The sequence below is a fragment of the Cronobacter sp. EKM101R genome (assembly GCF_963888145.1).
In the GTDB taxonomy this organism is placed as follows: domain Bacteria; phylum Pseudomonadota; class Gammaproteobacteria; order Enterobacterales; family Enterobacteriaceae; genus Cronobacter; species Cronobacter turicensis.
This window is the reverse complement of sequence record NZ_CAWPHW010000001.1, coordinates 756,054-767,291: the sequence shown is the minus strand read 5'-3', so window position 1 is coordinate 767,291 and position 11,238 is coordinate 756,054. Positions and strand designations below refer to the sequence as shown.

12 protein-coding genes and 2 pseudogenes are annotated in these 11,238 nt (G+C 56.9%); 9 read left to right on the top strand and 5 right to left on the bottom strand.

The window, feature by feature from the left end; genetic code table 11:
- The 3 genes and pseudogenes from AACV31_RS03765 to AACV31_RS03755 all read left to right on the top strand — a co-directional run.
- Positions 1–547 (top strand): annotated as a pseudogene (locus AACV31_RS03765) (AAA family ATPase); the annotation flags it as partial.
- A gap of 166 nt (positions 548–713) precedes the next feature.
- Positions 714–992, top strand: a complete 279-nt coding sequence (locus AACV31_RS03760; RefSeq protein WP_339379913.1) for an excisionase — start codon at positions 714–716, stop codon at positions 990–992.
- Complete coding sequence (locus tag AACV31_RS03755) at positions 946–1,998, top strand: phage integrase Arm DNA-binding domain-containing protein (RefSeq protein WP_165154354.1); 1,053 nt, start codon at positions 946–948, stop codon at positions 1,996–1,998. Before AACV31_RS03760 ends, AACV31_RS03755 begins: the two co-directional genes overlap by 47 nt.
- 68 nt (positions 1,999–2,066) lie before the next feature.
- Here the strand turns inward: AACV31_RS03755 and AACV31_RS03750 are convergent.
- The 5 genes and pseudogenes from AACV31_RS03750 to pspA form a co-directional block, all read right to left on the bottom strand.
- Positions 2,067–2,810 (bottom strand): annotated as a pseudogene (locus AACV31_RS03750) (alpha-amylase family glycosyl hydrolase); the annotation flags it as partial.
- 174 nt (positions 2,811–2,984) lie between these two features.
- Complete coding sequence (gene pspD / locus AACV31_RS03745; RefSeq protein ID WP_007761875.1) at positions 2,985–3,227, bottom strand: phage shock protein PspD; 243 nt, start codon at positions 3,225–3,227, stop codon at positions 2,985–2,987.
- Positions 3,228–3,271: 44 nt separating this feature from the next.
- Positions 3,272–3,628: an envelope stress response membrane protein PspC gene (pspC, locus tag AACV31_RS03740; RefSeq protein WP_007776398.1), complete on the bottom strand. Its 357-nt coding sequence runs from the start codon at positions 3,626–3,628 to the stop codon at positions 3,272–3,274.
- Positions 3,628–3,852: an envelope stress response membrane protein PspB gene (gene pspB / locus AACV31_RS03735; RefSeq protein WP_007761880.1), complete on the bottom strand. Its 225-nt coding sequence runs from the start codon at positions 3,850–3,852 to the stop codon at positions 3,628–3,630. Before pspB ends, pspC begins: the two co-directional genes overlap by 1 nt.
- Positions 3,853–3,917: 65 nt before the next feature.
- Positions 3,918–4,589, bottom strand: coding sequence for a phage shock protein PspA (gene pspA, locus AACV31_RS03730; protein WP_007761881.1), 672 nt, complete (start codon positions 4,587–4,589; stop codon positions 3,918–3,920).
- A gap of 167 nt (positions 4,590–4,756) precedes the next feature.
- Between pspA and pspF the strand changes: the two genes are divergently transcribed.
- The 6 genes from pspF to sapF all read left to right on the top strand — a co-directional run bounded on the left by pspF (position 4,757) and on the right by sapF (position 11,120).
- Positions 4,757–5,743, top strand: a complete 987-nt coding sequence (pspF, locus tag AACV31_RS03725; protein ID WP_165154356.1) for a phage shock protein operon transcriptional activator — start codon at positions 4,757–4,759, stop codon at positions 5,741–5,743.
- 97 nt (positions 5,744–5,840) lie between these two features.
- Positions 5,841–7,481 (top strand): ABC transporter substrate-binding protein SapA, encoded by a 1,641-nt coding sequence (sapA, locus tag AACV31_RS03720; RefSeq protein ID WP_075198729.1) that lies wholly within the window; start codon positions 5,841–5,843, stop codon positions 7,479–7,481.
- Positions 7,478–8,443 carry a putrescine export ABC transporter permease SapB gene (gene sapB / locus AACV31_RS03715; RefSeq protein WP_075198730.1) on the top strand — a complete coding sequence of 322 codons (966 nt, stop codon included), beginning with the start codon at positions 7,478–7,480 and terminating at the stop codon, positions 8,441–8,443. The genes sapA and sapB overlap by 4 nt, the downstream gene beginning before the upstream one ends.
- Entirely contained in the window at positions 8,430–9,320 is an 891-nt protein-coding gene (gene sapC, locus AACV31_RS03710) for a putrescine export ABC transporter permease SapC (RefSeq protein WP_007761889.1), read from the top strand. Before sapB ends, sapC begins: the two co-directional genes overlap by 14 nt.
- Positions 9,320–10,312 (top strand): putrescine export ABC transporter ATP-binding protein SapD, encoded by a 993-nt coding sequence (sapD, locus tag AACV31_RS03705; protein ID WP_075198731.1) that lies wholly within the window; start codon positions 9,320–9,322, stop codon positions 10,310–10,312. The genes sapC and sapD overlap by 1 nt, the downstream gene beginning before the upstream one ends.
- A 1-nt stretch (position 10,313) precedes the next feature.
- The gene (gene sapF, locus AACV31_RS03700) at positions 10,314–11,120 is read left to right on the top strand and encodes a putrescine export ABC transporter ATP-binding protein SapF (protein WP_007698262.1); all 807 of its coding nucleotides are present in this window, start codon (positions 10,314–10,316) and stop codon (positions 11,118–11,120) included.
- Positions 11,121–11,238 lie beyond the last annotated feature (118 nt).

Below are 11,238 nucleotides of genomic sequence, written 5' to 3'. Positions count from 1 at the left end.
GAAAGCAGAAACCGAGACGGGTTATGAGCCTTCAATCCTGATCCAGATGGAAAAGCAGATGGATCTGGAGTCCGGGCGGGTATGGCGCACCGCGCGTATTCTCAAGGATCGCTCTACCCGTATCGATGGCCAGACGTTCTCAAACCCGACTTTTAAACACTTTCAGCCGCACATTGAATTTCTGAATCTTGGCGGCACGCATTTAGGCGTGGATACCTCCCGCGACAATGGCGAGTTGTTTGCCGACGACGGCCAGCCAACCTGGCAGAAAGAGAAGCGCGCCAAAGAGATCGCCCTTGATGAGATTGTGGAACTGCTGAACAAACATCACGGCGGCACCAGCAACGACGCGAAACGCGCCAAAGCCGACCTGCTCGAAAAAGTGTTCTGTTCCCGCTCCTGGGAACGCATTAAGGGCATGGACTGGCCGACCATTAAAGCCGGTCGTAACACGCTGTGGATTGAGCTTGAGGGGGTTGAGTACGCCTTCCCTGCCCTGCAACCAGGCCAGGATACGGACAGCTTCGATGAGGACATCCCGCAATAATCCTGCCGCGGCCTGATTTGCGGCCAGAGCCATTGATCTCGCTGGCGGAGTTATCCATCTGCAATCAGAAATCCCGGAGGCCAGCGCGCCGTAAAACCGACAAAAATTTCTGCAAGAAGGTCAAGTGATTTTTAAAAATCACATACCACCGTTACAGGCATTTAAAATGAATGAGGTAAATATGGCACTCATTACACTTAAAGAATGGAATGCGCGTCAGCCCCGCCCTCGCTGCATGGAGGTCGTGCGCCGATGGGCTCGTGCGGGAAGAATACAGCCGCCTCCATATATGGACGGCAGAGAATATCTTGTAGAAGAAACGGCAGTGAAAATAAATCCGTTACTGAAAACATCTCCGCAAGCTCCAAGTGATACAAACCTCAGAGAGAGAATAAAAAATGGCGGCACGACGAAGAAGCGCCAAAACACGCGAACTCCCTCCTAATCTGTATGTTCGCAATGGTTACTACAGCTATCGCGACCCAGGAACGGGGAAAGAATACGGTTTAGGGCGAGATAAACGCTACGCTATTAATGAGGCAGTAGCAGCCAATATGGCAATTTACTCATCCCAGGGCGTAAGTCTGACAGACCGGATTAACAACGTTAGCGTGATAATGTTCGATGAGGTTCTGGCAAATTTCAGGGAGGAAATTGCCAGAAGGAAACTAAAACCGATCACACTTAAAAGGCACAACCACCAGCTAATGAAAATCACAGATTATTTTTCTGGCACGCCCCTTAATAGCATTGACGTAAGAATGGTGAGCGGCTTTCTTGAAGAAAGAGCGAATGGTGGGAAATACGCCATCGCTAACCAGTTCCGTGCGCTGCTGTCCGATATTTTCAGAACAGCGATAGCTACCGGGCTGACAAGTGAAAACCCTGCGGCTGCAACGAGACCATTCAAAACGGAGCTGAAAAGAAGTCGTCTTCTTCTGGTCGAATACCTGGAGATTCACAAACAGGCAGGACTTATGTCAGACTGGCTGCCGCTCTGTCTCGATCTGGCGCTTGTAACCGGGCAAAGGGAAAGCGACCTTGCGGCCATGCGATGGAGTGACATCGTTGACGAAAAACTCTGTGTTATACAGAGCAAAACCGGTGCCATGCTTAAGATCTCCACCACCACAGGTATAGACAGACTGGGCGTTTATCTCGGTGATGTGCTGGAAAATCTCCGGGCCATTAATGGCGGTCACGATAAAATACTCGGCGGGAAATCAGTTAGTGCAATATCAGAGCGCTTTCGTGCCGCCCGTAGCGCAACGGGGCTGAAGTGGGAGGGAGACCCTCCCCCATTCCATGAGGTGAGAAGCCTGTCAGGAAGGTTATACGCCGAAGAACACGGCAAAGATTTTGCGCAAGCAATTCTCGGCCATAAAACATCAGCGATGACTGACAAGTACCGTGATGGTCGCGGGCGAGAGTGGAAAGAAATACTCGTGTAATTTCGAATGAATTTCGAATGATTTCGGAATGTGCATTTTAATTCATTGATTTATATGTATTTATTTTCACCTTGTATTTTCCACATAAACCCGACGGCATCGAGGCGGACATATTGCGCCCCTTCGCGCAGGTAATGCAGCAGGACATCCACCATCGCCAGCAGCACGGCCGGATTAGCGAAATTAAGGTCAATCTGGTCTTCGCTAAAGGTGGTCCACAGATGGCACACGCGTCCGTTCTGCATGGTAAACGGCGTTAATAACGGCAGCGCTCGCGGCCGGGTGACGGCGGATAAATCGGTGCGGGGATCGACATCGATAAAGAAATCTTCATAACCCGGTTTTTGCGCCAGATAATCCGCAAACCATTCGCTTTGCGCGGAAATATGGTTGCAGACAAAATCGAACATCAACCGCGCGTGCTGATTAAGCCTGGCGATATCGCGCCAGTCGCCGCACTGCGGGTCGACGCGGTGATAGTCCACCACGGAAAACCCGTCGTCGGACGACCAGGGATAAAACGGCAAAAGATGAATATGTGAAAAGCGCGGTTTTAACCAGATTTCAAAAAAACGCTGAAAGGTCGCAAGGCGTTTTTCACCCGGCGCGCTGAACTGATCGGCATAGGTAATTAATACCACATCCGTTTCGTCCCACCCTTTTTTACGTGGTGCGGTAATTTCACTGCGTGTTTGAAAAATATGTTTTTCAAGCGCGCTGAAATGCGCCTGATTAAATATATCGCCATAAATTTGCGCAATCAGACTTTTAATCACGCCGAAATTTATCGCGGCGGTTGTTATTTTTTCCATTGATAACATTTCCATGGTAGCGGTCCCACGGAGAAAGGCTACCCCTGGCAAATAGAGGTGTCAACGCGCGAAAAGTTTGCTTTTAGGAATAAAACCCGGTTTCCGGAAATGATCGTGAGTAATTGTGAAGTAGCGCAAAAAATGCCAGAAATAAAAAAGCCCGAGGGGCTCGGGCTATTTACGGGAAGGTTTAGTGATATAACGCGCCGAGACACGTTTCGCGAGACGCTTTAACAGCGGCTCAAGCGCAAACGCCAGCGCGATTTTAAGCGGTCGCCGGGCGACGGATTTCACCGCCCAACCGGCAAACCCTGCCGGGCCGTAACGCAGCGCGGTCATTAACGCCAGTTTGCCGGCGATTTTCAGGCCGGGCTTCGCACGGCGGGAGACTCGTTGCCAACGGGTGGTGGAATTCATGGCGGCTCCTTTATAACCGGGGGCGCGGCCCCCTGATACATTCATTATAGCTGGCGGAAGCGGCTGCGCAGCGAGAAGGCGTCCGACGTCACGTAACGCTCCATCGCGCGTAAACGCTGCTCGCCTGCGGCAAGCTCGGCATCGACCGCATTCAGCAGCTCACTGCTGGTCGGCGCCGCCTCCCCTTCCTGCGTTTCATCCAGCGGGTCGAGCGCGAATGTCAGCACGATATAGGCGACGATGGTGATAAAGAACAGCCCGAAAAGCATCGACAGCACGGTTATCAGACGCACCAGTTTGACAGGCACATCGAGATAGTGCGCGATACCAGCGCAAACGCCCTTCACCATGCCTTCGCGGGGAAGACGTCCCAGTTTTTTGCCGCTAAACGTACGCGTCATTATTGGTTTCTCCAGTTCGGGTGTTCGGCATCGAGAATTTGTTCCAGCGCGTGGATGCGTTCGCGCATACGCTGCGCCTCGTCATTTAACTGCGCCAGGCGCTGCTGCTCGCTCTGGGACAGCGCGTCGCGCCCGGAGCGGTTGGTGTAGTGAAGCCAGAGCCAGACCGGCAACACAAACAGCACAAACAGCGTTAACGGTATAGCCAGAAACAGTGCACTCATGGATTCTCCTTACGGGTCGATATTGCGACGGCCATCGCCGCCGCGCTCCTTGTCAACGCGGGCGATTATTCGCCGTCGCGCTGCTGCACTTTCGCTTTCAGCGCCGCCAGCTGCGCGCTGATATCGTCATCCGCTTTCAGTTCGGCGAACTGCTGATCCAGCGATTTTTGCTTACCAAAACCATGGCTTTCCGCTTCGGCTTCCATCTGATCGATGCGACGCTCGAAGGATTCGAAACGCGCCATCGCTTCATCGATTTTGCCGCTGTCGAGCTGACGACGCACATCGCGCGAGGAAGACGCCGCCTGATGGCGAAGCGTCAGCGCCTGCTGACGCGCGCGGGTTTCGCTGAGTTTATTCTCAAGCTCGCCGATTTCCTGTTTCATGCGCGCCAGCGTTTCATCAAGCTGCGTCGCTTCTTCTTCCAGCGCACGAATAATGTCGGTCAGTTTCTGTTTTTCGATAAGCGCCGCGCGGGCCAGATCGTCTTTATCTTTACGCAGCGCCAGCTCGGCTTTTTCCTGCCATTCGGCCTGCTGCGCGTTAGCCTGCTCAATACGGCGCGCAATCTGTTTCTTTTCCGCCAGCGCGCGGGCTGAGGTTGAGCGCACTTCCACCAGCGTGTCTTCCATCTCCTGAATCATCAGGCGAACCAGTTTTTGTGGATCTTCAGCCTTCTCCAGCAGGGAGTTGATGTTGGCGTTCACGATGTCGGCAAAACGAGAAAAAATACCCATAATTTCATCCTCTACATGGTAAGACGGGCTAAGCCCTTGCTGTATGGCTTAATACAAACTCCGTGCCAGTTTTTTAATCTATTGATTTTAAAGAAGAGTTAAAATTTTACCGGGATCCCCTTCCAGGCTAGAGTAGTGATATACGCTACTAAGTGGTGAATTTCATCATGACAGAATACAAAGATAACCTGATTGGCGAGGCGAACCGGTTTCTGGAAGTGCTGGAACAGGTTTCCCGGCTTGCGCCGCTCGATAAACCCGTGCTGATTATTGGCGAGCGCGGCACAGGCAAAGAGCTTATCGCCCACCGCCTGCACTATCTGTCGCGCCGCTGGCAGGGGCCGTTTATCTCGCTCAACTGCGCGGCGCTGAATGAAAACCTGCTCGATTCCGAGCTGTTCGGCCATGAGGCCGGGGCGTTTACCGGCGCGCAGAAGCGCCATCCGGGGCGATTTGAGCGCGCCGACGGCGGCACGCTGTTTCTGGATGAACTCGCCACCGCGCCGATGCTGGTGCAGGAAAAATTGCTAAGGGTCATTGAATATGGCGAGCTGGAGCGCGTTGGCGGCAGCCAGCCGTTGCAGGTGAACGTGCGTCTTATCTGCGCCACCAATGCCGATCTGCCCCAACTTGTCGAAGACGAAAAATTTCGCGCCGACCTGCTCGACCGGCTCGCCTTTGATGTGGTGTTGCTCCCCGCCCTGCGCGAGCGCGACAGCGATATTATGCTGCTGGCGGAGCAGTTCGCCATCCAGATGTGCCGCGAGCTGGGCCTACCCCTCTTTCCGGGCTTTACCGAACGGGCGCGCGAAACGCTGCTCGGCTACCGGTGGCCGGGGAATATCCGTGAGCTGAAAAATGTGGTCGAGCGCTCGGTTTATCGTCACGCCAGCAGCGACGAACCGGTGGATAACATTATTCTCGATCCGTTTCGCCGCGAGCAGGCAGACATGGTGCCAGTGGCGACGGCTGGTATGGTTGCGGGCGGCCCGTCTCTGCCGCTGAACCTGCGCAAATGGCAGCATGATGAAGAAAAACGGTTGCTGGAGGCGAGCCTGCAGGCGGCGAAATATAATCAGAAACAGGCCGCGGAATTGCTCGGTTTAACCTATCACCAGCTGCGCGCGCTGCTGAAAAAACATGAAATTCGCTAAGGGCGGATACTTTTAACCCAAACGCCCGCAGAGTTTTTTACGCAGGCCGCGTAAGTGCGATACACTTTGCCTGGTGACTAAAACAACTCAAAAACTTATGCGCGGAATTCTCTCCTCTTTTTTAGCGACGCTCGGGCTACTGAGCGTACCGGCTTTTGCTGCGCCTCCCGCCGAATCGCCCGGCGATATCCGCCAGAGCGGATTTGTCTATTGCGTTAATGGCCAGGTTAATACGTTTAATCCCCAAAAAGCCGGTAGCGGGCTGACGGTCGATACGCTCGCCGCCCAGCTCTATGACCGGCTGCTGGATGTTGATCCTTATACCTACCGGCTGGTGCCGGAGCTTGCCGAAAGCTGGGAAACGCCGGATGACGGCATTACCTGGCGTTTTCGCCTGCGCCCCAACGTGCAGTTTCAGCACACCCGCTGGTTTACGCCCACGCGCGCGCTGAACGCCGACGACGTGGTGTTCAGCTTCCAGCGGATTATCGACCCGAAACACCCGTGGCATAACGTCAACGGCGGCAGCTACCCCTATTTCGACAGCCTTCAGTTCGCCGATAACGTCCGTAGCGTGCGCAAGCTGGATAACCGCACCGTGGAGTTTCGCTTACGCCAGCCGGACGCCTCCTTTTTATGGCATCTCGCCACGCATTACGCGTCGGTAATGTCAGCGGAGTACGCGGCGGCGCTTGAGCGCAGCGGCAACCAGGAGGAGATGGATCGCGAACCGGTCGGCACCGGGCCGTTCCGTCTCGGCGAATATCGCGCCGGGCAATATATTCGCCTGCTGCGCCACGACGACTACTGGCGCGGCAAGCCGCAGATGCCGCAGGTGGTTATCGATCTCGGCTCCGGCGGCACAGGGCGTCTGTCGAAGCTGCTGACCGGCGAATGCGACGTGCTGGCCTGGCCTGCCGCGAGCCAGCTCACCAGCCTCAGGGACGATCCGCGCCTGCGCCTGACGCTGCGCCCCGGTATGAACATCGCTTATCTGGCGTTTAATACCCATAAGCCGCCGCTCGATAACCCTAAAGTGCGCCACGCCCTGGCGCTGGCCATTAATAACCAGCGTCTGATGCAGTCTATCTATTACGGCACGGCGGAAACCGCCGCGTCGATTCTGCCGCGCGCCTCCTGGGCGTATGACAACAACGCGAAGATCACCGAATACAACCCGGATAAAGCGCGCGCGCAGCTGAAAGCGCTGGGGCTTGAAAACCTGACGCTGAAGCTCTGGGTGCCCACCAGCTCCCAGGCGTGGAACCCGAGCCCGCTCAAAACGGCAGAACTGTTGCAGGCGGATCTGGCGCAGGTGGGCGTAACGGTGGATATCGTTCCGGTGGAGGGCCGCTTCCAGGAGGCCCGCCTGATGGACATGAACCACGATTTAACGCTCGCGGGCTGGTCGACGGACAGTAACGATCCGGACAGTTTTTTCCGTCCGCTGTTAAGCTGCGCGGCCATCCGCTCGCAAACCAACTATGCCCACTGGTGCGATCGCGATTTTGACGGCGTGCTGCAATCGGCGCTTTCATCGCAACAGCTGGCGTACCGGATTGAAGCCTACACCCGCGCTCAGACGATCCTCGCCGAACAGCTGCCGGTGCTGCCGCTGGCGTCATCGCTGCGGCTGCAGGCGTATCGTTACGATATGAAAGGCCTGGTGCTGAGCCCGTTTGGCAACGCCTCGTTCGCGGGCGTCTCGCGCGAACCCACTGAGGATAAACAGCCATGATTATCTTTACCCTGCGTCGGCTGGTGCTGCTGGTTATCACGCTGTTTTTCCTGACCGTGGTCGGCTTTTGCCTGAGCTATTTCACGCCGCACGCGCCGCTCCAGGGCGCTTCGCTCTGGAACGCCTGGCTGTTCTGGTGCGACAGCGTGCTGCACTGGGATTTCGGCGTCTCCAGTATTAACGGCCAACTCATCTCCACACAGTTGCGTGAGGTTTTCCCGGCTACGATGGAGCTTTGCGTGCTGGCGTTTGGCCTGGCGCTGCTGGTGGGCATTCCGGTCGGTATGGCGGCAGGCATCCTGCGCCATAAATGGCAGGATAAGCTTATCAGCGCGGTAGCGTTGCTCGGTTTTTCGATCCCGGTGTTCTGGCTGGCGCTGCTCTTCACCCTCTTCTTTTCGCTGACGCTCGGCTGGTTCCCGGTTTCCGGGCGCTTCGACCTGCTGTATGAAGTGAAAACGGTGACCGGTTTCGCGCTGATCGACGCCTGGCTTTCCGACTCGCCGTGGCGCCACGAGATGATTTTAAGCGCGCTGCGCCATATGGTGCTGCCGGTGCTGACGCTCGCCGTCGCGCCGACCACCGAAGTGATCCGCCTCGTGCGCGTCAGCACCGTGGAGATCCTGGAGCGCAACTACATCAAAGCGGCCGCCACGCGCGGGCTGTCGCGCCTGACCATTCTGCGCCGCCACGTGCTGCATAACGCCCTGCCGCCGGTTATTCCGCGCCTGGGCTTGCAATTCTCCACCATGCTGACGCTCGCGATGATCACGGAAATGGTCTTTAGCTGGCCGGGGCTTGGCCGCTGGCTGATTAATGCCATTCGCCAGCAGGACTACGCCGCGATTTCGGCAGGCGTGATGGTCGTGGGGTCGCTGGTTATCCTGGTGAACGTGATTTCCGATATTCTGGGCGCGCTGGCGAACCCGCTGAAACATAAGGAATGGTATGCCTTACGATAGCGTCTATCGCGAAAAACGCCCGCCGGGCGCGCTGCGCACCGTCTGGCGCAAATTCTACGGCGACACCGTCGCGATGATAGGCCTGTACGGCTGTGCGGGTCTGGTGCTGTTATGCGTGTTCGGCAGGGTGTTCGCGCCCTACGGCATCGATCAACAGTTTCTCGGCTATCAGCTGCTGCCGCCGTCGTGGTCGCGCTACGGCGAAGTTTCATTCTTCCTCGGCACCGATGATTTAGGGCGCGATCTGTTAAGCCGTCTGTTGAGCGGCGCCGCGCCGACCATCGGCGGCGCATTCGTGGTGACGCTGGCCGCGACCCTCTGCGGGCTGCTGCTGGGCGTGCTGGCAGGCGCCACCCACGGGCTGCGCTCGGCGGTGCTGAATCATGTGCTCGACACGCTGCTCTCCATTCCATCGCTGCTGCTGGCGATTATTGTCGTCGCCTTCGCGGGACCGCAACTCAGCCATGCGATGCTGGCCGTCTGGCTGGCGCTGGTGCCGCGCATGGTGCGCTCGGTGTACAGCATGGTGCATGACGAGCTGGAAAAAGAGTATGTCATCGCCGCGCGGCTGGATGGCGCGACCACCTTTAATATTCTGTGGTTCGCCGTGCTGCCTAACACCGCGTCGGTGCTGGTCGGCGAAATTACCCGCGCGCTGTCGATTGCGATTCTCGATATCGCAGCGCTCGGTTTTCTCGATCTCGGCGCGCAGCTCCCCTCGCCCGAATGGGGCGCGATGCTTGGCGACGCGCTGGAGCTTATCTACGTCGCGCCCTGGACGGTGATGCTGCCGGGCGCTGCCATCATGATTAGCGTGTTGCTGGTGAATTTACTGGGCGACGGCATTCGTCGCGCTATTGACGCGGGGGTGGAGTAATGCCGCTGCTGGATATCCGTAATCTGACGATTGAATTTAAGACCAGCGAAGGCTGGGTGAAAGCGGTCGACCGCGTGAACCTGAGCCTGCCTGAAGGTGAAATCCGCGGGCTGGTGGGCGAATCGGGCTCCGGTAAAAGCCTGATTGCGAAAGCGATCTGCGGGGTGACGAAAGACAACTGGCGCATCACCGCCGACCGTATGCGCTTTGACGATATCGACCTGCTGCGCCTCTCGCCGCGCGAGCGCCGCCGCCTGGTGGGCCATAACGTGTCGATGATTTTCCAGGAGCCGCAATCCTGTCTTGATCCCTCGGAAAAAATTGGCCGCCAGCTGATGCAAAACATCCCTGGCTGGACGTACAAAGGCCGCTGGTGGCAGCGTTTCGGCTGGCGCAAGCGCCGGGCTATCGAACTGCTGCACCGCGTCGGGATCAAAGATCATAAAGACGCCATGCGCAGCTTCCCGTATGAGCTGACGGAAGGCGAATGCCAGAAGGTCATGATCGCGATTGCGCTCGCTAACCAGCCGCGTCTGCTGATTGCCGATGAGCCGACCAACGCGATGGAACCGACCACCCAGGCGCAGATTTTCCGCCTGCTCTCGCGGCTTAACCAGAATAACAACACCACCATTCTGCTTATCAGCCACGATTTACAGATGCTGAGCCAGTGGGCCGACCGCATCGACGTGCTTTACTGCGGGCAAACCGTGGAAACCGCGCCGAGCGAGGAGCTGATCTCCACGCCGCACCACCCTTACACCCAGGCGTTGATCCGCGCGATCCCGGATTTCGGCAGCGCGATGCCGCATAAAAGCCGCCTTAATACGCTGCCGGGCGCCATCCCGCTGCTTGAGCATTTGCCGATTGGCTGTCGCCTCGGGCCGCGCTGCCCGTATGCCCAGCGCAAATGCATCGAAACCCCGCGTCTCGACGGGCCGAAAAATCATCTTTTCGCCTGCCATTTCCCGCTGAACATGGAGAGAGAGTGAAATGGTGGAAACGCTGTTGCAGGTTCGCAACCTGAGTAAAACCTATCGCTACCGCACCGGCTGGTTTCGCCGCCAGACCGTCGAGGCGGTAAAGCCGCTGAGCTTTACGCTTCGCGAACGCCAGACGCTGGCCATCATCGGCGAGAATGGCTCCGGCAAATCCACGCTCGCCAAAATGCTGGCTGGCATGGTCGCGCCTACCACGGGCGATCTGGTGATTGACGATCATCCGCTGACGTTTGGCGATTATTCGTTTCGCAGCCAGCGGATCCGCATGATTTTCCAGGACCCGTCGACATCACTTAACCCGCGCCAGCGGATTTCGCAGATTCTCGACTTCCCACTGCGGCTCAATACCGATCTGGAGCCGGAGGCGCGCGCCAAACGCATTAAAGAGACGCTGCGCATGGTCGGCCTGCTGCCCGATCACGTGAGCTACTATCCGCATATGCTGGCGCCGGGTCAGAAGCAGCGTCTGGGCCTGGCGCGCGCGCTGATCCTGCGCCCGAAAGTGATTATCGCCGACGAGGCGCTGGCGTCGCTTGATATGTCGATGCGTTCGCAGTTAATCAACCTGATGCTGGAATTACAGGAAAAACAGGGTATCTCTTATATTTATGTGACCCAGCACATCGGCATGATGAAACACATCAGCGATCAGGTGATGGTGATGCATCAGGGCGAAGTGGTGGAGCGCGGCAGCACGGCCGATGTTCTCGCCTCGCCGCTGCACGATTTAACCAAACGGCTTATCGCCAGCCACTTTGGCGAAGCCTTAACCGCCGACGCCTGGCGGAAAGACCGCTAATCCGCCATCTGTAGTGGTCGGATTAACTCCTCCGGCGAGTCATGTTAGAATCGCCGCGTTTTAACGACGGCTGGCGTTTTCGGCCTGCCGCCATAACAATGACGATAAGGATTAAAAG